The 22,667-nt window shown below is 71.2% G+C and carries 18 protein-coding genes; 10 read left to right on the plus strand and 8 right to left on the minus strand.

Annotated elements, in window-relative coordinates:
- Positions 1-3: 3 nt before the first annotated feature.
- The 4 genes from ABZX11_RS40585 to ABZX11_RS40600 are packed head-to-tail and all read right to left on the minus strand — an operon-like array spanning position 4 to position 4,032.
- Entirely contained in the window at positions 4-819 is an 816-nt protein-coding gene (locus ABZX11_RS40585) for a carbohydrate ABC transporter permease (protein ID WP_176169918.1), read from the minus strand.
- Positions 816-1,754, minus strand: a complete 939-nt coding sequence (locus ABZX11_RS40590) for a sugar ABC transporter permease (RefSeq protein WP_176169917.1) — start codon at positions 1,752-1,754, stop codon at positions 816-818. The genes ABZX11_RS40585 and ABZX11_RS40590 overlap by 4 nt, the downstream gene beginning before the upstream one ends.
- Positions 1,751-2,986 carry a sugar ABC transporter substrate-binding protein gene (locus tag ABZX11_RS40595; protein WP_354923695.1) on the minus strand — a complete coding sequence of 412 codons (1,236 nt, stop codon included), beginning with the start codon at positions 2,984-2,986 and terminating at the stop codon, positions 1,751-1,753. The genes ABZX11_RS40590 and ABZX11_RS40595 overlap by 4 nt, the downstream gene beginning before the upstream one ends.
- Before the next feature lie 38 nt (positions 2,987-3,024).
- Positions 3,025-4,032 (minus strand): LacI family DNA-binding transcriptional regulator, encoded by a 1,008-nt coding sequence (locus ABZX11_RS40600; RefSeq protein ID WP_354923697.1) that lies wholly within the window; start codon positions 4,030-4,032, stop codon positions 3,025-3,027.
- Positions 4,033-4,375: 343 nt separating this feature from the next.
- Here ABZX11_RS40600 and ABZX11_RS40605 point away from each other — a divergent pair, with 343 nt between their 5' ends.
- Entirely contained in the window at positions 4,376-7,303 is a 2,928-nt protein-coding gene (locus ABZX11_RS40605) for a glycoside hydrolase family 3 C-terminal domain-containing protein (protein ID WP_354923699.1), read from the plus strand.
- Position 7,304: 1 nt separating this feature from the next.
- Here the strand turns inward: ABZX11_RS40605 and ABZX11_RS40610 are convergent, their stop codons facing one another.
- Entirely contained in the window at positions 7,305-8,129 is an 825-nt protein-coding gene (locus ABZX11_RS40610) for an SAM-dependent methyltransferase (RefSeq protein WP_176169913.1), read from the minus strand.
- A 124-nt stretch (positions 8,130-8,253) separates the two neighbouring features.
- On the opposite strand from ABZX11_RS40610, the gene ABZX11_RS40615 reads away from it, so the two are divergent.
- From ABZX11_RS40615 to ABZX11_RS40625, 3 genes are all read left to right on the plus strand, one after another.
- Positions 8,254-9,585: a cytochrome P450 gene (locus ABZX11_RS40615; protein ID WP_354923701.1), complete on the plus strand. Its 1,332-nt coding sequence runs from the start codon at positions 8,254-8,256 to the stop codon at positions 9,583-9,585.
- A 71-nt stretch (positions 9,586-9,656) separates the two neighbouring features.
- Positions 9,657-10,754, plus strand: a complete 1,098-nt coding sequence (locus ABZX11_RS40620) for an alpha/beta fold hydrolase (RefSeq protein ID WP_176169911.1) — start codon at positions 9,657-9,659, stop codon at positions 10,752-10,754.
- 81 nt (positions 10,755-10,835) lie between these two features.
- Positions 10,836-12,935: an EAL domain-containing protein gene (locus tag ABZX11_RS40625; protein WP_354923703.1), complete on the plus strand. Its 2,100-nt coding sequence runs from the start codon at positions 10,836-10,838 to the stop codon at positions 12,933-12,935.
- 3 nt (positions 12,936-12,938) lie between these two features.
- Here ABZX11_RS40625 and ABZX11_RS40630 read toward each other — a convergent pair whose 3' ends face one another.
- Positions 12,939-13,601 carry a nitroreductase family protein gene (locus tag ABZX11_RS40630; protein WP_354923705.1) on the minus strand — a complete coding sequence of 221 codons (663 nt, stop codon included), beginning with the start codon at positions 13,599-13,601 and terminating at the stop codon, positions 12,939-12,941.
- A gap of 221 nt (positions 13,602-13,822) precedes the next feature.
- Between ABZX11_RS40630 and ABZX11_RS40635 the strand changes: the two genes are divergently transcribed.
- The 4 genes from ABZX11_RS40635 (at position 13,823) to ABZX11_RS40650 (ending at position 17,577) form a co-directional block, all read left to right on the plus strand.
- Positions 13,823-14,239: a hypothetical protein gene (locus ABZX11_RS40635; protein WP_176169908.1), complete on the plus strand. Its 417-nt coding sequence runs from the start codon at positions 13,823-13,825 to the stop codon at positions 14,237-14,239.
- A 30-nt stretch (positions 14,240-14,269) separates the two neighbouring features.
- Entirely contained in the window at positions 14,270-16,372 is a 2,103-nt protein-coding gene (locus ABZX11_RS40640) for a (Fe-S)-binding protein (protein WP_354923707.1), read from the plus strand.
- An 83-nt stretch (positions 16,373-16,455) separates the two neighbouring features.
- Positions 16,456-17,205 carry an FHA domain-containing protein gene (locus tag ABZX11_RS40645; protein ID WP_354923709.1) on the plus strand — a complete coding sequence of 250 codons (750 nt, stop codon included), beginning with the start codon at positions 16,456-16,458 and terminating at the stop codon, positions 17,203-17,205.
- A complete protein-coding gene (locus ABZX11_RS40650) occupies positions 17,206-17,577 on the plus strand; it encodes a hypothetical protein (RefSeq protein WP_176169905.1) in 372 nt (123 codons plus the stop codon).
- Here ABZX11_RS40650 and ABZX11_RS40655 read toward each other — a convergent pair.
- Together ABZX11_RS40655 and ABZX11_RS40660 are read right to left on the minus strand one after the other, a co-directional pair.
- Entirely contained in the window at positions 17,574-18,893 is a 1,320-nt protein-coding gene (locus ABZX11_RS40655; protein ID WP_354923711.1) for an MFS transporter, read from the minus strand. The two genes, ABZX11_RS40650 and ABZX11_RS40655, sit on opposite strands and share 4 nt — an antisense overlap.
- A 130-nt stretch (positions 18,894-19,023) precedes the next feature.
- Positions 19,024-19,668, minus strand: a complete 645-nt coding sequence (locus tag ABZX11_RS40660) for a TetR/AcrR family transcriptional regulator (RefSeq protein ID WP_176169904.1) — start codon at positions 19,666-19,668, stop codon at positions 19,024-19,026.
- 115 nt (positions 19,669-19,783) lie between these two features.
- Here ABZX11_RS40660 and ABZX11_RS40665 point away from each other — a divergent pair, with 115 nt between their 5' ends.
- Together ABZX11_RS40665 and ABZX11_RS40670 are read left to right on the plus strand one after the other, a co-directional pair.
- Positions 19,784-20,632, plus strand: coding sequence for a shikimate dehydrogenase (locus ABZX11_RS40665; protein WP_354923713.1), 849 nt, complete (start codon positions 19,784-19,786; stop codon positions 20,630-20,632).
- Positions 20,622-22,421 (plus strand): TIM barrel protein, encoded by a 1,800-nt coding sequence (locus ABZX11_RS40670; protein WP_354923715.1) that lies wholly within the window; start codon positions 20,622-20,624, stop codon positions 22,419-22,421. Before ABZX11_RS40665 ends, ABZX11_RS40670 begins: the two co-directional genes overlap by 11 nt.
- The last annotated feature ends 246 nt before the right edge of the window (positions 22,422-22,667 follow it).

Genomic DNA, 22,667 nt, shown 5'->3' on the forward strand with positions numbered 1-22,667 from the left:
GAACTAGTCTTTGACGGCGCCGCTGGTCAGCCCGGCGACGACGTAGCGCTGGGCGACGACCAGCAGGACGGCCGCGGGGATCGCGGCGAGGACGGCGGTGGCCATGATCCCGTTCCAGTCGGCGGACTGGTTGCCGACGAACCGGTAGATGCCCACGGTGATGGGTTCGAACGACTGCCCGGTGGTCAGCGTGACGGCGAACAGGAAGTCGGCCCAGGCGAACAGGAACGAAAACAGCCCGGCGGTGACGAGGGCGTTGCGGCTGACCGGCAGGATGATCGAGGAGAACGTGCGCCAGTACCCGGCACCGTCCACCCGGGACGCTTCGGTGAGCTCCTTCGGCACGGAGATCATGAACGCCCGCAGCAGGAGGACGGCGAACGGGATGGTCGCGGTCGAGTCGGCGAGCACCAGACCGAGGTAGTTGTCGATCAGGCCGAGGTTGCTGAACACGGTGTAGAGCGCGTTGGCCATCACGATGCCCGGGATCATCTGCACGATGAGCAGGACGAACACCAGCACCGGCCCGCCGCGCACCTTCAGCTGGGCCAGCGCGTACGACGCCGGGGCCGCCACGAGCAGCGACACGGCCACCGTGCCGAGCGCGACGACGACGCTGGAGAGCAGGTGCGGCCCTTGGGAGGACAAGGCCTTGCGATACCCGTCCAGGGTGCCGCCGACCGGGAAGAACGCCGGGTCCGGGCGCAGCAGGGCGCCGCTGGGCTGCAGCGAAGCGTTGACCATCCAGTACAGCGGGAACAGCAGCACCGCGACGATCAGCACGCCGAGCGCGGTCCGCGGCCAGTTCGCCGTCTTCATGCCGCCTCCGCCAGGGTCGCCTTCGCCGAGCGCAGGTAGAGCAGCCCGAAGAGCGTCGCCACCACGATGAGGACGTTGCCGACCGCCGCGCCCTGCCCGAACGCGAAGTCCTGGAAGGACAGCCGGTACGACCACGTGGTCAGCGTCTGTGTCGCGTTGGCCGGCCCGCCGCCGGTGACCACCATGATCACGTCGAACACCTTGATCGTGTAGACGAGCCCGAGCATCAGCACGATCCCGGTGACCGGCCGCAGCAGCGGCCAGGTGACGTGCCGGAACCGCTGCCACGCCCCGGCGCCGTCCAGCGCCGCGGCTTCGTAGAGCGACGCCGGGATCGCGCGCAGCCCGCCGTGCAGGATCACCAGGTTGAACGGGATGCCGATCCAGATGTTGGTCAGGATCACCGCCGGCAGCGCCCAGCTCGTGCTGCTCAGCCACGGCACCGCGTCGAAGCCCAGGAACCGCAGGCCCGCGTTGAGCACGCCGTGGTCCTGGTCGAACATCCACCGCCAGACCGCGCCGCTGACCACCAGCGGCAGCAGCCACGGCAGCAGGAGCAGCGACCGCAGCAGCGCGCTGCCGAGGAAGCGGCCGTTGAAGAACACCGCGAGCGCCAGGCCGATGCCGAACTGGAAGACGAGCGACCCGGCGGTGAACAGCACCGTGTTGAGCGCCGCCGTCGAGAACAACGGGTTGTTCAGCACGGCGGAGTAGTTCGAGAGGCCGACGAACGGTGCTTCGCCGGTGTAGAAGGACTTCACCGTGTAGTCCTGGGTGCTCATCACCAGGTTCGCGACCAGGGGGTAGCCGAAGAACACGATGACGTAGGCCAGGGCGGGCAGCAGGAACGCCCACGCGGCGAACCGGTTGTCCCGGCGGGACTTCCGGTTCGCGCGGGGGGCCGCCGAGACCGCCGGGGCGGCGGCGAGCGTCACGAGCCGCTCGCCTGCTGGGCGGCCTCGAGGGCTTGGTCGACCGGGGTCTTGCCGGTCAGCGCCGCCTGGAGCGCGTCGGCCAGCGCCTGCGAAACCTTCGGGTACTTCTCGCCGAGTTCGGCGGTGCGGGAGCGGGCGGTGCCGACCTCGTCGACGAACGCCTGCATCGCCGGCTGGTCCGCGCCGAACTTCTGCGCCACGGCCGTCTTCGACGGGATGTAGGCGTGCGCCTTGCTCCACTCGACCATCGTCGGCTCGGAGAGGATGCAGGAGAGCACCTTGCCGGCGGCCTGCTGGGCGGGCCCGGTGGTCACCGGGACGGTGCCGACCTCGCCGCCGAGGGCGACCACCGGCTTGCCGCCGTCCTGCGGCACCGGGATCGGCACGACGCCGTAGTGCAGCGACTTCTGCTCGTCGAGCCGGGCGATGTTCCACGACCCGTTGATCATCATCGCCGCGTTGCCGCCGACGAACTGGTCGGCGACGTCGTTCTGGTTCCAGGTCACCACCGACTTCGACGCCGAACCCGAGTTCACCAGGTCGGTGACGTACTGCAGCGCCTGGGCCGCCTTCGGTGAGTCCACTTGGGACAGTTCCGCGCCGTTGCTCCAGAAGAACGGGAGGAACTGCCAGGTGCCCTCCTCGGACGGGATGGCCGAGAACGCGAGCCCGTACTTGCCGTCCTTGGTCAGCTTCGCCGCGGCGGTCTTCAGCTCGTCCCACGTCTTCGGCGGCTCGACCCCCGCGGCCTGCAGCAGGTCCTTGTTGTAGATCAGCGCGAGGCCGTTGACGCCGGGGGCGACACCGTACACCTTGCCCTGGTGGGTCCCGGCCTTCACGATGCTGTCGTAGTAGCCGTCGGTGCTGATGCCGTAGTCGCTCAGCGGGGTCAGCGCGCCGGTGGCGGCGACCTGCTGCAGCGTCGGGTTGTCGGTGAAGAGCAGGTTGGGCAGTGTCTTCGAACTGGCGCTTTGCAGCACCTTCGGCAGCATCTGGTTGGTCGGCACCTTCTGGCGCTCGATCTTGATCCCGGTCTGCGCGGCGCAGGTGTCGAGGATCTTCTGCCAGGCGGCCGACCCCTGTTCGTCGGCGTAGTAGTCGAGCTCGGTGATCGACGTGGCGGCCGGGGCGTCGGCACCGCCCGGCGCGGCCGGGGCCGTCGGGCTGGGGCTGCAGCCGGCCAGCAGAGCGGCGCCCGCGGTCAGCACGAGGGCGCGACGAATCGAGGTCATGGTGATTCTCCTTCGACGGCGGAGCAGAACCGGTCGGTCTAGGCGCGCGGCGCGGCGGTGCTCTCGCGCCGGGTGAGGCGGGGCCCGAGCAGGCGGACCTCCGGGGTGGTGTGGCCGGCGAGCCGGCGCATGGTCATTTCGACGGCCTGGGTGCCGACCTCCTCGGCCGGGATGGCCACGTTGGTCAGCGCGACGGCGTGCTGCTCGGCCATGCTGTCCGGGCACACGGCGATCACCGAGATGTCCTCGGGCACCCGCAGGCCGCGGTGGCGCAGGTCCGACAGCAGCCCGGGCAGCACGGCCTCGTTGTGCACGACGAGGCCGGTCAAGCCGGGATCGGCGGCGAGCAGCTCGCCGACGCAGGCGCTCACCGCTTCGTAGGAATGCGCGCACGCCCGGGAAGCCGTACGCACGTCACGGCTCTTCGCGGCTTCGTCGAAGCCGCGCAGGAACCGCGTCGCGTAGCTCGTGCCACGCCGGTAGACGGCGGGGGACGGGCCGATCAGCGCGATCGAGCGGTGGCCCAGCTCGGCCAGGTGCGCGACGCACGTCGAAGCGGCCGAGGTGAAGTCGAGGTCCACGCAGCTGAGCCCGGCCGGGTGGTCGGGTACGCCGATCAGCACCACCGGCAGGTCGAGCGCCAGCAGCATCGGCACCCGCGGGTCGGCGGCTTCGACGTCCATCACCATCAGCGCGTCGGCGATCGCCGAGGACGCCACCCGCTGCAGTGCCGCCGGTCCTTCGTCCTTGGTGAGCAGCAGCAGGTCGTGGTCGTGCGCGCGGGCCGCGGTGACCGCCGAGGCGACGAACTCCATCACGACGGCGACGTTGAGGTCCGTGCGCAGCGGCACGACCAGGGCGAGCACGTTGGTCTTGCTGCTGGCCAGCGCCCGCGCCCCGGCGTGCGGGTGGTAGCCGAGCTTGCGGATGCTGTCCTCGACCAGCCGCCGGGTTTTCGGCGAGATCGAGCGCTTGCCGCTGATCACGTACGACACCGTGCTGGGGGCGACCCCGGCCGCGTTGGCGACGTCGTTGATCGTGACCACGGGCGGCCTCCTGGGGACGGGGCTGGCAGCTGTCGAAGCGCATCGACGATGGCACGAAGGTAAGTGACACCCGCCGGAAACACAAGCATCATTCGCCGGTTGCGGGTATTCGACGGTTATTCGACAACAAGCCTGTTCGTCGAAATCGTCGAAAGCACCTGTTGAAGGATCTTTATGCAGCTCAGAGCCACCATCGCCGCGGTCGGGCGAGAAGTCTGGGAGCGTTTTCAGCATGTCTTGACCTCCCGCTCACACGACTGTAATAGTCGTCGGGTTCCCCGCCGTTCGACGCGAATGTTCCGCGCCGCGCCGTCGAAACGATTCGACGAATCGGAGGCCGTCCGTGCGCTTGTCCTTCTTCCGCCGTGCCCTCGTCCCGGCGGTGGCCGCGACCCTGCTGGTGACGCCGTCACCGGCGTTCGCGGCCCCGCCACCCCCGTTCCGCGACCCGTCGCTGCCCCTGGCCACGCGGATCGACGACCTGCTGTCCCGGTTGACCGCGGACGAGAAGATCTCGCTGCTGCACCAGTACGAACCGGCCATCCCGCGGCTGGGCATCGGCGTGTTCAAGACCGGCACCGAAGCCCTGCACGGCGTGGCCTGGTCGACGGACTACGACAACAAGGGCGCGGTCGTGAAGGCCGACGGCACGGTGTTCCCGCAGGCGATCGGGCTGGCCAGTACGTGGGATCCGGCGCTGGTCAAGCAGGTGGGTGCGGCGGTCGGGCAGGAAGCGCGCGGCTTCAACGCCCGCAACCCGACGCTGTGGGGCCTGAACCTGTGGGCCCCGGTGGTGAACCTGCTGCGCGACCCGCGGTGGGGCCGCAACGAAGAGGGCTACTCCGAAGACCCCTACCTGACCGGGAAGACGGCGGTGGCCTACGGCCGCGGCATGCAGGGGGACGACCCGCGGTACCTGCAGGCCGCCCCGACGCTGAAGCACTTCCTCGCCTACAACAACGAAGCCAACCGCGACACCAGCAACTCCTCGGTGCCGCCGAAGATCCTGCACGACTACGACGAGCAGGCGTTCAAGATCCCGCTGCGGGCGGGCGCGGCCAACGCCGTGATGCCGTCGTACAACCTGGTCAACGGCCGGCCCAACCACGTGAGCCCGGACCTCGACGGCGCGCTGCGCAAGTGGGCGCCGCAGGACATCGCCGTCGTCAGCGACGCCGGCGCGCCCTCCAACCTGGTCAACTCCGAGAAGTACTACGCCACCAAGGCCGAAGCGGACGCGGCGGCGATCAAGGCGGGGCTCGACAGCTTCACCGACAACGACACCGACGGCTCGATCACCGTGGCGGCGGTCAAGGAGGCACTGGCCAAGGGGTTCCTGACCATGGCCGACGTCGAGAACGCCGACCGCCACCTGCTGTCGCTGCGGTTCCGGCTCGGCGAGTTCGACCCGCCGGGCCGCAACCCCTACGCGAAGATCACCCCGGCGGTCATCGGCTCGCCCGAGCACCAGGCACTGGCGCGCAAGGCCGCCGCTGCGCAGATGGTGCTGCTGCGCAACAACGGCCCCGCGCTGCCGCTGGACGCCGCGAAGAACAAGAAGATCGCGGTCGTCGGCCCGCTTTCGAACACCCTGTACGAAGACTGGTACGCCGGCGCGATGCAGTACAAGGTCACGCCGGTGCAGGGCATCAAGGAGCGGCTCGGCTCGGCGGGCACGGTCGCCTCGTCCGAAGGCGTCGACCGGATCGCTCTGAAGGACCTTGCCACCGGCCGGTACCTCACGGCTCCCGCGACCACCGGCAAGATCACCGCCGGCGGCACCGTCGCGGGTACCGCGGAGTCCTTCGACGTCTACGACTGGGGCGCGGGCAAGAACACCCTGCGCGCGGCCGCCAACGGCAAGTTCCTCAGCTACTCCGGGGGCGCGCTGGTCAACGACGTCGACCAGCCGGCAGGCTGGTTCGTGCAGCAGCAGCTGAAGCTCGACGCCCAGCCCGACGGCAGCTATGTGCTCGAGTACGCGGGCAACGAGGTGAACGAGCCGTGGTTCGGCCCGAACAGGTTCGCCGTCGTCGGCGCCGACGGGGTCCTGACGATCTCGGCCCCGGACGCCGCGCACGCGACGAAGTTCGGCCGGGACGTGCTGACCAGTGGCGTCGGCAGCGCGGTCGCCGCGGCCGAGGGCGCGGACACGGCCGTCGTCGTGGTCGGCAGCATGCCGTTCATCAACGGCCGTGAGGCCGACGACCGCACGAGCACCGAGCTCGCCCCGGCGCAGCGCGCGCTGATCGAAGCGGTGCAGAAGGCGAACCCGCACACGGTCGTCGTGGTGGAGAACAGCTACCCGACGACCGGCTGGGACACGCTCTCGGTACCCGGCATCCTGTGGACCAGCCACGCCGGGCAGGAAACCGGGCACGCGGTCGCCGACGTGCTCTTCGGCGACCAGGACCCGGGCGGGCGGCTGACCCAGACCTGGTACGCCTCCGACGCCGGCCTGCCGGGCATCCTGGACTACGACATCGCCAAGACCGGGCTGACCTACCAGTACTACCGCGGGAAGCCGCTGTTCCCGTTCGGCTACGGGCTGAGCTACACCGGCTTCCGGTACGACCGGGTGCGTGCGGTGCGTGCCGGGGACGAGGTCCGGGTCAGCGTCGATGTGACGAACACCGGAGCCCGGTCCGGCAGCGACGTCGTCCAGCTGTACTCGAAGAACGCCGGCGTGCAGCGGTTGCGGGACTTCGCCAAGGTGGCCCTGGCCCCGAAGGAGACACGCACGGTGCGGTTCGAGGTGCCGGTGGCGGACCTGGCGACCTGGGACGTCTCGCGCGAGCGGTCCGTGGTGGCGGCCGGCGTCCACGAGTTCTCGGTGGGCCGCAACGCTTCCGAGCTTTCGGCGCCGCAGCCGGTTCACGTCCCGGGAGAACGGCCGCAGCCGCGCGACCTGAGCCGTCCGACGCAGGCCCAGAACTTCGACGACTACTCCGGGACGACGCTGACGGACACGTCGAAGGTCTCCGGCACCTCGGTCGCGGGTATCGCCGGGAGCTGGGTGGCGTACCGGGATGTGGCGCTGAACGGTCCGGTGCGGTTCTCGGCCACGGTGTCCGCGCTGACGCCGTCGAAGGTCACGGTCCGCCTGGACTCGCCGACCGGCCCGGTCCTGGGCACGGCTTCGGTCCCGGGCACCGGCGACCGGTACGCGTACGCCACGGTGACGGCGGCCCTGGCGAAGGCGAGCGGGCGCCACGACGTGTACCTGACCTTCGACGGTCCGGTGAACCTGGCGAGCTTCTCGCTGAAGTGATCTACGGTTTCCGGCCGACCCCGGCGTAGGGGAGCGAGTTGACCGAGGGGTGGGTGTCGGACACGTCGCCCACCCCTTCGGGGTTCCACATCGCGCAGCCGACCAGGCCCGGTTCGACGAGGTCGAAGCCCTCGAAGAACCGGAGCACCTGGTCGTGCGTGCGCGGGAACGGCCGGTTCTGCTGGTTTTGCCGTTCCGTGTACACCTCGATCGCCTCGTCGAGGCCCGCCGAACCGGAATCCGCCGCGACGTGGGTGAGGGCCAGGAAACTGCCCGGGGCGAGCCGGTCGCGGTAGCGGGCCAGGATGCCGGCCGGGTCCCAGGAATCGGGGACGAAGTGCAGCAGCAGCAACATGAACACGCCGGTCGGCTGGTCCGGGTCGAGCAGCCGGCGGGCCGGCTCGGCGTCGAAGATGTCGTTGACGTCGCGCAGGTCGGCCTGCAGCACCGCGCAGTTGTCGTTGCCCTGCAACAGCAGTTCGCTGTGCGCCACGGCGACCGGTTCGCGGTCGACGTAGACCACCCGGCAGGCCGGGTCGAGCTGCTGGACGATCTCGTGCAGGTTGCCGACCGTCGGGATGCCGGAGCCGACGTCGAGGAACTGCCGGACCCCGGCGTCCACCATGGCGCGGGCGGCGCGGCGGAGGAACGCGCGGTTGAGCCGGGCCGCGTCGCGGATGCCCGGCATGATCTTCAGGATCTGTTCACCCAGCGCCCGGTCGGCCGCGAAGTTGTGGTCGCCGTCCAGCCAGAAGTCGTACACCCGGGCCGGGTTCGGCACCGTGGTGTCGATCTCCGGCGGTACCCAGCTCAGTTCTCCGGTCACGGGACCTCCCACCCTCGCGGACGCTCGAGGCACGGAGCTTAGTCCTCTCACCCGTTCGTGTGGACTCGCGCTCCCGCCGGCCGGGCCCCGGCTAAGGTGTCCCGGTCACGAGGGAGGCGAGGCCATGACGAACGCGCGTCCCGTTCCCGGCCGGTGGCCCCTGCTCGGGCACACGCTGCCGCTGCTGCGCAACCCGCTCGGGTTCTTCACTTCCCTTCCGGCACACGGAGAAGTCGTCAAGATCCACCTCGGTCCGCTGCCGGTGCACGTGGTCACCACGCCGGAGCCGGCCTGGCAGCTGCTGGCCACCGACGCCGACAAGTTCGACAAGGGCCTGGTCTTCGACAAGATGCGCCCGCTCTTCGGCGATGGCCTGGCCACCTCGAACGGCGAGCTCAACCGCCGCCAGCGCCGGCTGGTGATGCCCGCTTTCGGCCGCACGCGGATCGCCGGCTACGCCGAGCACACCATGACGAAGCTGGCCGACGACCTGGCGAGTTCGTGGCGGCCCGGCGAAGTCGTCGAGTTCGACCGGCGGATGCAGGACCTGGTGCTGACCATCGCCGGGCAGACGTTGTTCTCCACCGCATTGGGCGAAGACGCACTGGCCGAGATCCGCCGCTCGATCCCGATCATGCTCAAGTACGTGCTGGTCCGGGCGTTCTCCCCGAAGTTCGTCGAGAAGCTGCCGATCCCGCCCAACCGGCGGTTCGACGCCGCCGCGGCGCGCCTGCGCGAGGTGATCGGCGAAACCGTGGTCGCGGCCCGGGAAACCGGCGCCGATCACGGCGACCTGCTCTCGATGCTGCTGCTGGCCCGCGACGAGGACACCGGCGAGGGCATGTCCGACCGCCAGGTCCACGACGAGGTCATCACCATCCTGACCACCGGCGCCGAGACCACCGCTGTCGCGCTCGCCTGGTTCTTCCACGAGCTCGGGCAGCATCCGGACGTCGAGCGGCGGTTCCACGCCGAGGTCGACGAAGTCCTCGGCGGCCGTCCCGCGCGCTTCGAGGACCTGCCCGACCTCGCGTACACGCACCAGATCGTCAACGAGATCGTCCGCCGCACCCCGCCGCTGATCCTGATGCGCCGCGCGCGGGAGGACGTCGAGCTGGGCGGGGTGGCGATCCCGGCGGGCAGCGAGGTCGCGGTCAGCCAGCACACGCTGCACCGCGATCCGCGCTGGTTCCCCGAGCCGGACCGGTTCGACCCGGACCGGTGGGCGCCCGGCCGCGCGGCGGAACTGCCGAAGGGCGCGTACATCCCGTTCGGCGCGGGTGCCCGGTTGTGCCCGGGGCACGTGTTCGCGCCGACGGAGATCGCCATCGTCGCCGCCACCATCGGGGCGCGGTGGCGGCTGGTGCCGGTGCCGGGCCGGAAGGTGTACGCGCAGATCAAGGCCACCATGCAGCCGAACCGGCTTCCGATGACGGTGGTGCCGCGCACGACCTGACGGTACGCGTTCGGCTACCGGGTGTAGTGTTTCCGAGTTCCTTCACCTGTCCGAGTCCAGAAGGAGTGCGCGTGAAGCTGCCCGTCAAGGTGACGTCGGCGTTGCTGGGCTGCGGCATCCTGTTCGCGTCCCTGACCGCGGCGGTGCCGGCCGAGGCCGCCGCGATCTCCTGCAGCGACACGGATCTGCCGGTCACCGGCCCCGGCCTGCCGCCGCTGGTGCCGGGTGCGCCGTCGATCGTGCACGGCCGGCTGTGCCTGCCCGCCGGCGATGCCCCCGACACCGTCCAGCTGCTCGTGCACGGCGGGACGTACAACAGCGCGTACTGGGACCTGCCGTACCAGCCGGAGCGCTACTCCTACCAGCGCGACATGGCCGCGCACGGCTACGCGACCTTCGCCGCCGACCAGCTCGGCGCCGGGGGCAGCAGTCGGCCGCTGAGCCTGCCGCTGTCGGTCTGGGCGGCCGCCGAATCGATGCACGAGGTGGTCGGCCACCTGCGGGCCGGGCGGGTCGGCGGGGTCCCGTTCGCGAAGGTGGTCATCGTCGGGCACTCGGTCGGGTCCGGGATCGTCGCCGTGGAGGCGTCCACCTACCACGACGTCGACGGGGTCGTCCTGACCGGCATCACGCACCTGCCCGCGCTGCCCGTGCTCGCCCTCGGCGCGGCGCTCGGCCTGCAGCCGGCGCTGCTCGACGGGCAGCTCGGGCGGCTCGGCAGCGATCCGCTGTACTTCACGACGAGGCCAGGCGCGCGGGCCGGCCTGTTCTACGCCGCGGGTGACGCCGACCCGGCCGTGATCGCGGCCGACGAGGCGACGAAGGACCAGGTTTCGGTTCCCGGGATGGGCACGGTCGCGTTGTTCGGTATCGTGCTGCCCGCGACGTGGGGAATCACCGCACCGGTTTTCCAGGTGGTGGGAGAAAAAGACGTCCTGTTTTGCGGAGTGCTGGCGTTGCGCGACTGTTCCGACGCCGCGGTGCTGCGCGCGCAGGAAGCGCCCTACTACGCGGACCCGTCGAAGTTGTCGATGTACGTGCTCCCCGGCGCGGGGCATTCCGTGGCGCTGCACGAAAACGCCGGCGAATACCGCAGTGCCACCCGCTCCTGGCTGCAGGGCAGCCTGGGGATCGCTCCGCAGGGTTATCACTCGATCGGACGTAACTGAATCCGTGCGTGTCGCGCAATTCCGGGCCAAGATATATCGATTGACCCGTCCGGTGCGCACTGAACCCTTGGACAGCCTGAGGTGACTGCTCCCCAACCCCGCGGCGACGTTCCGCGGAAGAAGCCGTCCGCCGACCGCGCGGCGAAACGGCTCGGCACGCTCGCGCGCAAGTGGGGCTACCTGATCAGCACCACGGCCTACCTGCCGCACACGCCCGAAGAGATCGAACGCGAGCTGGGCGTCCTGGCCGGGCGGCTGTTCGACGCGGTGGCGGGCGACCCGCCGGACCTCGCGGCGGCCGCGGACGCGGGCGGGCGGCTCGTCGAACTGCGCTGCGTCGGCGCCGACAGCCTGCGCCGCAGCCTCGAGGTGCTGGGCAAGGCCCTGGTGCGCGAGCCCGAGCTGCGCGGGACCGACGGGCTGGCCGAGCGGGTCGTGCTGGTGCTCGGCGCGTTCAGCTCCGGCTACGGCGAGATGCTGCGCGAGGACATCCAGAAGCGGCAGGAGGGCCTGAGCCGCGCGCTGCTCAAGGTCGAGCAGGAAACGCGGCAGAAGCACGTCATCTCCCGCGCGCAGTTCGAGGAGGTGTTCGCCGGCTCGGCCAGCGGCGTCGCGCTCACCGAGCTGGACGGCCGGGTGCTGCGGGCCAACGCGGCGCTGGCCAAGACGCTCCGGCGGACGCCGGCGGAAATCGCCGCTCTCACGCTGTTCGACCTCGTCCACCCCGAGGACGTCGAGCAGCTGCGGGACGGCTACCGCGAACTGGTGGCCGGCCGGCTGCACCGGCTGCGCGCCGGCCGCCGCCTGGTCGGCAAGGACGGCGAGCCGATGTGGGCGACGTTCGCCGCGTCGGTCATCCGCGACGCGGCCGGCGCGCCCCGGCAGCTGCTCACCATCGTCGACGACGACACCGAGGTGTCGCTGCTGCAGCGGCGGCTGAGCCACCAGGCCCTGCACGACGTGCTCACCGGGCTGCCGAACCGGCAGTTCTTCAGCACCCGGCTGGAAACCCTGCTGCGCGACGCCGATCCGGCGCGCGGGGTCACCCTGTTCCACCTCGACCTCGACGGCTTCTCCCGGATCAACGGCGGGCTCGGCCAGGAGCTCGGCGATCGCGTGCTGCGCGGGGTCGCCGCCAAGCTGAAGCTGGTGTTCGAGGCGGAGAAGGCACTGGTGGCCCGCCTCGGCGGGGACGAGTTCGGGGTGCTGGTGCAGAACACGGCCGAGACGCCGGGCGTGGTGGCGCTCGTCCGCCGGATCGGCACCGAGCTCGGCGAAGCGGAGTACGTCGACGGGCAGCGCGGGGTCGCGGTGTCGGCCGCCATCGGTGTCGTCCACCGGCCGCCGCGCGACATCACGCCCGCGGAGCTGCTCCAGGCGTCGGACCTGACCCTGCGACGCGCCCAGCGGACGGGCAACCAGTGGGGCCTGTTCGACCGCGACTTGGACCGGCGCGACCGCCACGACTTCGGCTTGGCCGCGTCGATGGCGGGCGCGTGGGAGAACGGCGAGATCGAAGTCCGCTACCGCGTGCTGGTGGCCGCGGCGAGCGGTGCGGTGGCGGGCGTCGAAGCGCGGCTGCACTGGAACCACCCGGCCGAAGGCGTGCTGCCGCACGAAACCTGCGTGCGGCTGGCCGCGGAAACCGGGCTGGCGCTGCCGCTGGGGACGTGGCTGCTGCGCACGGCGGCCGAGCGGCTGGCCGCGTCCGGGGCCGGTGTGCCGCTGGTCCTGGAGCTCACGGCGCAGCAGGCGGCGGACCCCGACCTGGTCGGGGAGATCCGCCGCGTCCTGGACGACACGGGCCTGCCGCCGGAGCACTTGCGTCCCGGCTTCCCGGCCGCGGCGCTCACGGCCGAGGGCGGCGACGCGGCCGACAACCTCAAGGTGCTGGCGGAGATCGGGGTGCGGGCGGAGATCCACGGTTTCGGTGACGCCACCTGCCTGACGGAGTTCCCGGTCCACGCCGTCCGGATCGCGCCGAACCTGGCCGCCAAGCGGGACCACCCGCTGGTGACCGGGCCCCTGTCGGCGTTGATCGACGCGGCCCACACAGCCGGGGCGGCGGTGTCGGTCGCCGGGGTGCGCACCGCGGACGAGGCCGCCTGGTGGCAGGACCGGGGCGCGGACCTGCTGTCCGGCCCGGCGTTCCCCGGCCTGCCGGACGGCTTGCCCGGCTGAGGCTCAGATCCGCACGAGGACTTCGTCGAGGGGCTTGCGCCGCAGGTCGGGCACGACGCAGTCGTCGGCCGGGTAGCCGACCGGGATGACCGCGAACGCCTTTTCGTTGCGCGGGCGGCCCAGCAGCTCCCCGAGGAACCGCATCGGCGACGGCGTGTGCGTCAACGCGGCGAGGCCGGCCACCTGCAGTGCGGTGAGCAGCATGCCGACCGCGATGCCGACCGACTCGTCGACGTAGTAGTGCTTGCGGACGCCGCCGTCCTCGTCGAGGGCGAACCGTTGCTGGAACACGACGATCAGGTACGGCGCGTCGGTCAGGTGGGGCTTCACCGCGTCCGTGCCGAGCGGCCGGAGCGCGTCGAGCCACTCGTCGCCGAGCCGGCCGCCGTAGGAAACGCGCTCCTCGGCTTCGGCCGCCTCGCGGATCCGGCGGCGCACCTGCGGGTCCGACACCAGGACGAACGTCCACGGCTGCTGGTGCGCCCCGCTCGGCGCGGTGGAGGCCACCGCGATGGCGTCGAGCACCGCGCGTTCGGGGACCGGGTCGGGGGAGAACATGCGCACCGAGCGCCGGGCTTCCATCCGCCGGCGCAGCGCGGCGGCCTGGGCGAGCGCTTCGTCTTCGGGCAACCGGGCGGGCCGGTAGGGGACCGGGTGGTAGGTCATGCCCGGATTGTGGCGGGGAACACGGAGACGGCAGCAGGTCCGAACGTACGATTCGCGGTGTTGAGTGTCCGTTGTACGGACAGTAAGGTGATCCTTCCTCCGGAAATTACGCTGAACAGCTCAGCGAAACTGGGCTGTTCGGTCCTGTCGCGCGAAGTGACCTCCTCATTACCCTCCAGTAGCAGACAGTGGTGCTGATCACAGTCGATCCGGGAGGCTTCATGGCGTCGCGCGTCCGAGGACCCGGCTCCGAAGACCGGCGCGAACTGCGGATCCGGCACCTCACCGGCTGCCTGCCCTGCACGCTCAAATGCGCGTACTGCGGGCTGCCGGTGCGGCTCACCGGGCCGGGTGACCACCCCGGCTACGGCGTGGTCGAAGAAGTGACCGGCGACCTCGTGCTGCTGCACCGGTTCTGCCGCGCCGCGCTGGGCCGCTGCCGGACGCGGGGGTGCGTGCTGCGGCGCGCCCACCTCGGCCGCGCGACCGAGCAGTACGAAACCGGCCGGCGGCCCGGGCGCTACCAGCGCCTCGGCGTCCGGCGCTCGCCCGACCTCGATCTGTACCGGAAGCACTGGCGGATCGCGAAGATGCGGTACGCGTGCAAGGCGTGCCGGTACTACACCGGCTCGCACTGAGCCGGTCCTTCAAGTACGTCCGGAGGACTCGTGCTCGTTCGTCTCATCCTCGGCCTGCTCATGACCGTCGTCGGCCTCGCCGTCGCCGGCAAGCGCGTGGCCTTCCTGTACCGGCTGATCAAGGCAGGCCAGCCCGACACCAAGCGGTCCGGCGAGCTCGGTGCCCGGCTCTTCGCACAGGTGCGCGAGGTGTTCGGTCAGCGCAAGCTGCTGAAGTGGTCGGTGCCCGGCCTGGCGCACTTCTTCACGTTCTGGGGCTTCGTGATCCTCGCTTCGGTCTACCTCGAGGCGTACGGCGCGCTGTTCGACGAGAAGTTCGCCATCCCGTGGATCGGCCACTGGGCGGTGCTCGGGTTCCTGCAGGACTTCATCGCGGTCGCCGTGGCCGTTTCGCTCGGCGTCTTCACCGTCATCCGGATCCGGAACGCCCCCGAGCGCAAGGACCGCGCGTCCCGCTTCTACGGCTCGCACACCGGCGGCGCCTGGCTGATCCTGTTCATGATCTTCAACGTCGTCTGGACGATGTTCTTCTTCCGCGGCGCCTCGTCGGCCTCCGGCAACTTCCCGTACGACAACGGGGCGTACGTCTCGCTCGGCGTCGGGAACCTGCTGGAGCCGCTCGGCCACTCGACGACCGAGGTGCTGGAGACCGTCGGCCTGCTGCTGCACATCGGCGTGATGCTGGTGTTCCTGTCGATCGTGCTCTACTCCAAGCACCTGCACATCTTCGTCGCGCCGATCAACGTCTCGGCGAAGCGGCTGCCGGACGCGCTCGGCCCGCTGCTGCCGATGGAGTCCGGTGGCAAGCCGATCGACTTCGAGGACCCGGGCGAGGACGACACGTTCGGCCGCGGCAAGATCGGCGACTTCACCTGGAAGGGCATGCTGGACTTCGCCACCTGCACCGAGTGCGGCCGCTGCCAGTCGCAGTGCCCGGCGTGGAACACGGGCAAGCCGTTGTCGCCGAAGCTCGTCATCATGAACCTGCGCGACAACCTGTTCGAGGAGGCGCCCTACATCCTGGCGGGCACCGAGCACGAGGGCGCGCGCCCGCTGGTCGGGCCGGAGGACGACGGCGGCGTCATCGACCCGGACGTGCTGTGGTCGTGCACCACCTGCGGCGCGTGCGTCGAGCAGTGCCCGGTGGACATCGAGCACGTCGACCACATCGTCGACATGCGCCGCTACCAGGTGATGATCGAGTCGGCGTTCCCGACCGAGCTGGGCGGGCTGTTCAAGAACCTGGAGACCAAGGGCAACCCGTGGGGCCAGAACAACTCCGAGCGGCTCGCGTGGACCAAGGACCTCGGCTTCGACGTCCCGGTGTTCGACGGCGAGCTGGCCGAGGACGTCGAGTACGTCTACTGGGTCGGCTGCGCCGGCGCGTTCGACGACCACGCGCGCAAGACCGTCCGCGCCACGGCCGAGCTGCTGCACATCGCCGGGGTGAAGTACGTGGTGCTCGGCAAGGAGGAGTCCTGCACCGGGGACCCGGCCCGCCGCGCGGGCAACGAGTTCCTCTTCCAGATGATGGCCCAGCAGACGGCCGAGACGCTCAACGCCGTGTTCGAGGGCCGTGAGCCGCGGCTGCGCAAGATCGTCACGACCTGCCCGCACTGCCTGAACACCCTGAGCCGCGAGTACCCCCAGCTGGACGGGCACTACGAGGTGGTCCACCACACGCAGCTGCTCAACCGCCTGGTCCGCGGCGGTCAGCTGACCCCGGTGAAGCCGGTGGAGGACGGCCCGCGCGTCACCTACCACGACCCGTGCTACCTGGGCCGCCACAACAAGGTCTACACACCCCCGCGCGAACTGGTCGGCGCCACGGGCGCGTCGCTGGCGGAGATGCCCCGCCACGCGGACCGGGCACTGTGCTGCGGTGCCGGCGGCGCCCGGATGTGGATGGAAGAGCAGATCGGCAAGCGCATCAACCTGGAACGCGTGGACGAGGCGATCGCCACGGACGCGGAGACGATCGTGACGGGCTGCCCGTTCTGCCGCGTGATGCTGACCGACGGGCTGGTCCAGCGGCAGAGCGAGCAGAAGGCGGAGAACGTCGACGTCCGCGATGTGGCCCAGCTGCTGCTGGAGCGGGTGAAGGCCGCGGACACCCCCGCCCCGAAGGTCTGAACGGGTTCACCCGTTCGCCGGATATCTCCCGGCCGCCGCACGGCTCTTCCTGAACAGGGAGCCGTGCGGCGGGAGGAAGACCGATGTCCGGGGCGAGGATCGAAACGCTCGGTGGGTCCGGGGCGCGCCTGGAGGTGCGCCGGGGTTCGTGGCTGGTGGGGCGTGGGCCCGACGCGGACCTGCGGCTGGTCTCCGACCAGGTTTCCCTGCGGCACGCCTGGATCCGGCAGGACGCGCGCGGGACGTGGGTGGCCGACGCCGGGTCGCGGAACGGCACCTGGGTCAACGGGCGGCGGCTGGCACCGCGGCAGGACCACCCGCTCCGCCACGGCGACCGGCTCGAGTTCGGTCCGGTCCCCGCGGTGTACTCCGACGGTGCGGGCGGGGTTCAGCAGACCCGGAACTGGCAGCGTTCGGCGTCCGGTGTCTCCTTCGGTGACGTGTCGGCCGGGACGATCAACAACGCCGGGCGCGATGTCAACAACAGCTACGACAACCGCCAGCACCACCAGTACGAGTTCAGCACCCCCGAAGGGCAGCTGATCTCGGAACTGGCCACCGGGCGGGGCGCCGGCCGCGCGGTCATGGTGCTCGGGCTGCTCATGGTGCTGGCCGGCATCGCGATCTGGGCGTCGGTGATCTTCCGGTTCGTCAAGGCGGTCACCGCGGACGGGTTCGGGACGCCGCCGTCATTGCTGGGCCCGGACGTCTTCGACGGCGTGCCGCTCGGGGTGGTGGGGTTCGCCCTGTTCGGGCTCGGCGGGGTGGTGGCGACGATCGGGCTGGTGATGGCCAAGGCGGCGCGCGAGCGGCGCCGGAACAGGAGGCGCTAGGTGGACGGCATCCACTTCCACGGGGACGTGTCGGCCGGAACGGTCAACAACGCCGTCCACGGCGACATCAACACCGTCCACGGTGGACACCAGCAGATCCACCGCGGCCTCGACGCGCGGCAGGTCGCCGCCCTGGTGCGGTCGGTCCGCGCGGAACTCGACGCGGCCCGGCTGCCGCCGGCCACGAAAGAAGCCGTGCACGACGCCCTCGACGAGGTCGACCGGGACGTCGTGCACGGCGGAACCGGCGTGGGCGCGAAGGTGCGCCGGGCTCGCGACCTGCTCCGGGACGCCGGCGGCCTCGCGACCGCCGGCGCCGGGCTGTGGACCGCCGTTCGCGCTCTGGCCGCGGCGGTGGGTATCCCCTGCTAACCGTCCACAGCGGACGCGACCACAGTGGACGGTGTGTCGGCGTGGGGCGTCTTGGCGCCCAGCTGCGCGGTCGGCACCCGGTAGGTCTCGCGGGCCGTCGCCGCGGCGAGCGCGGCCACGACGCAGACCGCCGCGGTGAAGATCGCGACGCCGAGCCAGTCGCCCTTGCCCGAGCCGATCGCCGCCACGACGCTGGGGGCGAAGCCGGCGACCGCGAAGCCGATCTGGGTGCCGATCGCCATGCCCGACAGGCGGACGCGGGCGGTGAACATCTCGCCGTACAGCGACGGCCAGACCCCGTTGACCCCGGAGTAGGCCACCCCGAAGAGCAGGATGCCCAGCACGAACAGCAGCGCGTACGAGCCGATCGAAACCGACCACAGGTACGGGAAGATGAGCACCCCGCAGGCCAGGCAGCCGGTGATGAACACCGGCTTGCGCCCGACGCGGTCGGCGACCCCGGCCAGCAGCGGGATCGCCCCCAGCGCGACGATGTTCGCGAGCACGCCGACCCAGAGCATCGGGGTGCGGGCCAGCCCGATCGTGTTGACCGCGTAGCTCAGCGCGTAGACGGTGAAGATCGTGCTCACCGAGGCGATCGTCGCCGCGACGACCACCCGCAGGACGTCCGCCCAGTGGTCCCGGAACAGCAGGGCGACCGGCAGTTTCGCCACCTCGGTGCGGGCGAACACCGGTGTCTCGTCGAGCTTGCGCCGGATCACGAAGCCGACGACCACGACGAGTGCGCTGCCCCAGAACGGCAGCCGCCAGCCCCAGGCCAGCAGGTCGGCCTGGGGGAGTGCGGCGACGGGGAGGAAGATCGCGGTGGCCAGGATCTGCCCGGCCTGCGTGCCGCTCAGGGTGAAGCTGGTGAAGTAGGCCCGCCGGTGCTCGGGGGCGTGTTCCAGGGACATCGAGTTCGCGCCCGCCTGCTCGCCGGCCGCGGAAAGCCCTTGCAGCAGCCGGAGGACGACCAGCAGCACGGGGGCGAGCACGCCGACGCTCGCGTACGTCGGCAGGCAGCCGACGCAGAACGTCGTGAAGCCCATGAGCAGCAGGGTGAAGACGAGCACCCGCTTGCGGCCGAACCGGTCGCCGACGTGGCCGAGCACGAAGGCGCCGACCGGCCGGGCGAGGTAGCCGACGCCGAAGGTGGCCAGCGCGAGCAGGGTGCCGGTGGCGGGGGAGGAGGCGGGGAAGAACACCTTGCCGAACACGAGCGCGGCGGCGGTGCCGTAGATGAAGAAGTCGTAGTACTCGAGCGCGCTGCCGATCCAGGCGGCCAGCGCCGCCTTGCGGGGCATCGATCCGGTCACGGGAGGTGCTCCTGACGTCCGTGCTTCGTTGCTGCGGCGGGGAAGCAATGTACGGTCTAGTTAGTTAATAGAGAGTGCGAGACCGGACCCAAGGTGTCAAGAGATCCTTTTGCCGGGCGGAGCGGAGCGCTCAGCGCGCGGTCAGGTATTCGATCAGCAGGGTGCCCAGCATCGCGCGGTAGTGCTCCCGCCGGGCCGGGTCCAGCATGTCGCGGCCGAAGATCGCCTTGAACGTGTGGCGGTTGGCCAGGCGGAACACGCAGAACGAGCTGATGAGCATGTGGACGTCGAGTGCGTCGACGTCCTCGCGGAACAGGCCGGCCTTCCGGCCGCGGTCGAGGATCCGGGTGATCCCGCCGAGCGCCGGGTCGGCCAGGCCGGCGAGGATCTCCGAGCGCGACAGGTGTTCGGCGTGGTGGATGTTCTCGATGCTGACCAGCCGGATGAAGTCCGGGTTCGCCTCGTGGTGGTCGAAGGTCAGCGCGGCCAGCTGGCGGAGGGCGTCCTCGGGGTCCAGGTGCTCGACGTCGAGCCGCTGCTCCGACGCCCGGAGCGCGGAGTACGCCTGTTCCAGCACGGCGAGGTAGAGCTGTTCCTTGCCGCCGAAGTAGTAGTAGATCATCCGCTTGGTCGTGCTGGTGCGGGCGGCGATCTCGTCGACCCGGGCGCCGGTGTAGCCCTTGTCCGCGAACTCGCGCGTGGCCACCGCGAGGATGTCGGCGCGCGTGCGTTCCTTGTCGCGCTGGCGCTCGGCCTCCGACGATGGTGCGGCCACCGGGCTCCTTCCGCTGCAGGTCGACGGCCTCACTCTAGCCCAGCCCTTCCGCACGGGCGGTCGCCACGCTACCGTGAACGTACTAGTTCGTACATTAACGGCGGAGGGGTGCCGCGTGACCAGCTACCTGATCGGACTCGTCGGCACGGGCATCGGGCCGTCCGCCAGCCCGGCCCTGCACGAACGCGAGGCCGACGAGCTCGGCCTCCGCTACGTCTACCGCCTGCTCGACCTCGACGTGCTGCGCCGCCCGGTCGCCGACGTCCTCGCCGCCGCGCGGCTCGCCGGGTTCGACGGCCTCAACGTCACCCACCCGGCGAAGCAGGCCGTCCTGCCGCACCTCGACGAGCTCTCGCCGGAAGCCGCCGCGCTCGGCGCGGTCAACACCGTCGTCTTCCGGAACGGCCGCGCGATCGGCCACAACACCGACGCGACCGGGTTCGCCCGCAGCCTCACCCGCGGCCTCCCGGACGCGCGGATGGACGAGGTCGTCCTGCTCGGCGCCGGGGGAGCGGGCGCCGCCGTCGGGCACGCGCTCCTCTCGCTCGGCACCGGACGGCTCACCGTGCACGACGTCGACGCGGCCCGGAGCGCCCGGCTGGCCGAGGCGCTGGTGCAGCGGTTCGGCCCGGGCCGCGCCCGAGCCGGCGATCTCACCGCGCTCGAGCACGCCGACGGGCTCGTGCACGCCACCCCGACCGGGATGGCCGCCCACCCCGGCTCGCCGGTCCCGGCCGAACTGCTGCACCCGCGGCTGTGGGTGGCCGACATCGTCTACCGCCCGCTGGAGACCGCGCTGCTGGCCGCCGCGCGCGCCCGCGGCTGCCGGGTGCTGCACGGCGGGGGCATGGTCGTGCTGCAGGCCGCCGAGTCGTTCCGGCTGTTCACCGGCGCCGAACCGGATCCGGCGCGGATGCTGCGCCACTTCGACGCCCTGGAGGGGGAAGCCGCCCGTGCCGCCTGAACCGCGCACCGCGATCGCCACCGTCTGCCTCTCCGGCACCCTGGAGGACAAGCTCGCCGCGGCCGCCGCGGCCGGGTTCGACGGCGTCGAGCTGTTCGAGAACGACCTGCTGGTCTCGCCGTCGCGCCCGGCCGAGATCCGCCGCCGCTGCGCCGACCTCGGCCTGTCGATCGACCTCTACCAGCCGTTCCGTGACTTCGAAGCCGTCCCGCCGCAGCGGCACGCGGCCAACCTGCGCCGTGCGGCGCACAAGTTCGACGTCATGGCCGAGCTCGGCACGGACACGATCCTCGTCTGCTCGTCGGTCTCGCCGGAGGCGATCGACGACGACGAGCTGGCGGCCGCGCAGCTGCACGCACTGGCCGAGCTGGCCGCGACACGTGGGATGCGGGTCGCCTACGAAGCCTTGGCCTGGGGCAGGCACGTCAGCGGCTACGAGCACGCCTGGCGGATCGTCCGCCGCGCCGGGCACCCCGCGCTCGGCGTCTGCCTGGACAGCTTCCACATCCTCTCGAAGGGCCACGACCCGGCGCCGATCCGCGCGATCCCCGGCGAGAAGATCTTCTTCCTGCAGCTCGCCGACGCGCCGAAGCTGCCGATGGACGTCCTGCCGTGGAGCCGTCACCACCGGCTCTTCCCGGGCCAGGGCGACTTCGACCTGACGGCGTTCACCGGGCACGTGCTGGCCGCGGGCTACCGCGGGCCGCTCTCGCTCGAGGTCTTCAACGACGTGTTCCGCCAGGCCGACCCGCGCCCGGCCGCGGTCGACGCGCTGCGCTCGCTGCTGGCGCTGCAGGAGTCCCTCGGTGTGCTCGACCTGCCGCCCGCGCCCGCGCTCACCGGGCACGCCTTCGCCGAGGTCGTCACCGATCCCGGTGCCGGCCGGGTGCTCGCTTCGCTGGGCTTCGCCCGCACCGGCGTGCACCGCACCAAGCCGGTCGAGCTGTGGGAGCAGGGCGACGCCCGGGTGGTGGTCAACGAAGGGGGTGCCGCGCACGGTGCCGTCGGGGCGGTCGCGCTGGCCAGCACCGACCCGGCGCGCTCGGCCCGCCGGGCTGAAGCGCTGCGGGCGCCGGTCCTGCCGCGGGTGCGCGGCCCGCACGAGGCGGATCTCGCCTCGGTCGCGGCGCCGGACGGCACCCAGGTGTTCCTCTGCGGTGACGACTGGCGCGAGGACTTCGTGCCGACCGGGGAAACGGCCGTCGGTGCGGGGGTCTTCGGAATCGATCACGTGGCGCTCACCCAGCCCTTCGACCACTTCGAGGAGGCGGCGCTGTTCTACCGCTCGGTGTTCGGGCTGACGCCCTCGCCGGTGACGGAGTTCGCGGCGCCGTTCGGGCTGGTGCGCAGCCGGGCGGTGGCGGCGGGGGACGTCCGGCTGACGCTGGCGGCCGCGGTGGTCCGCCGCGGCGAATGGGCGCCGGCCGTGCCCGAACCGCAGCACGTGGCGTTCGCCTGCACGGACGCGCTCGCCGCGGCCGCGGCGATGCGGGCGGCCGGCGCGCCGCTGCTGGACATCCCCGGCAACTACTACGACGACCTCGAAGCCCGCCTGGAGCTGCCGCCCTCGCTGCTGGCCGCGCTGCGGGAGCATTCGGTGCTCTACGACCGGGACGCCGGCGGCGAGTTCCTGCACTTCCACACCGCGCTGGCCGGGGCGCGGGTGTTCTTCGAAGTGGTGCAGCGCATCGGCGGCTACCGCGGCTTCGGCGAGGTCAACGCGCCGGTGCGGATGGCCGCCCACCGCGCGCGGCGACACGCTGTCCCACCGGCGAACACGCCGGCTTGATCGCCACCGCCGCCCCGGGAAGCCTTTCCCGGGGCGGTTTTCGTCGTGGCCGGTCACCGCGGGCGCGCGTGATCCCGATGTCCCAGCGGTGAAAAACGCCCGGGACACCTTCCTATTCGGACGACTTCTGCCGCGCCCGTCGCGGCAGGTGTAACCGCCCGGCTACTCCTCGCATGCGTTTACAACGTTCCGGCAACCGCCTTGACAGGGCCTGTGGTACGTACCACTCTAACCCCAACATTGGTC

Source organism: Amycolatopsis sp. NPDC004169, assembly GCF_040610315.1.
Taxonomy (GTDB): Bacteria; Actinomycetota; Actinomycetes; order Mycobacteriales; family Pseudonocardiaceae; genus Amycolatopsis.